This window comes from Eubacterium sp. ER2, from assembly GCF_000765215.1.
GTDB lineage: Bacteria > Bacillota > Clostridia > Lachnospirales > Lachnospiraceae > Claveliimonas > Claveliimonas intestinigallinarum.
Window position 1 is genome coordinate 1 of the sequence record NZ_JPJE01000062.1, and the last position, 1,076, is coordinate 1,076.

Genomic DNA, 1,076 nt, shown 5'->3' on the forward strand with positions numbered 1-1,076 from the left:
TCTGGAGTCAGCCGGCATCACCGAGGCTCAGCTGAACGCAGTGGGCATCACGGTGGAGGATATTGTAAATGGAAATGTCACCAGTGATGAACTGGCTCAGTATGGTATATCCAGCAGCCTTCTGGACGGACTGCAGGGAGGCGGCGAGGAAGCCCAGAGCATACTGGAGGACGTGGAAATTCCCAGGGATACGCAGATCGCGGCCATCGAGGGGGCTGATATCCCGGGTGTATTCAAGGCGCTTCTCCTCAATAACAATAACAGTGAGATGTATGATGAGCTGGGAGTGGACAATTTTATCCAGTATATCTCAGCCTATGCCGCCAGACTGATCATCAACATCCTTTCCTTTATTCTGACGTTTGTGATCATCACAGTTGTGATGCGGGCTATCATCTTCGCCCTGGATATCGTGGCAAACCTTCCTGTGCTGGGATTTTTCAACCGGCTCGGCGGGGCGCTTCTCGGCGCGGCCGGGGGGCTCATCATTGTGTGGATCCTTTTTATGATCATTACCATGCTGTATACCACCTCTTTTGGAAGGGAGGCTTACGACACGATCCAGGGAAATGATATTCTGCGGGTAATCTATGAATACAATCCGGTATTGAAGATGGCAGTGTCATTCAAATAAAAAGTAAAAAAATGAGTAAAAAATGAAAAAAAGCATTGACACCACAGGATTATGATGATATTATAAAAATCCACCACGCAAGAGGGTGGATTTTTTGCCGGATAAGGACAGTGTGATAACGGCGCGGGAGCGCAGGTTCGCTGGTATCCGCAGAAGACTTCCGAAAAGGAAGAAGAAAAAAGTTGAAAAAAGTTGTTGACAAACACGAAGCGACATGATATGATATAGAAGTTGTCGCTGAGATGCGAAAGACAACAAAACAAAGAACCTTGATAACTGAACAATAGACAACGACCCTGAAAATTTCTAAGAGAAATATTCAGAACGGAAATCAGGCTGAGCGAAAGCAGAGGTCTGATGCCAACAGTAAATAACGGGATAGGAAAGCTAGTAGTTTTCCTGACCGAGAGAGAACTTTTTTACGAGAGTTTGATCCTGGCTC

1 protein-coding gene is annotated in these 1,076 nt (G+C 46.4%); it reads left to right on the forward strand.

Annotated features, from left to right (window positions below):
• On the forward strand, positions 1 to 634 hold a 634-nt coding region (locus NI21_RS0115445; protein ID WP_033127105.1), incomplete at its 5' end, for a CvpA family protein.
• Positions 635 to 1,076: the final 442 nt, after the last annotated feature.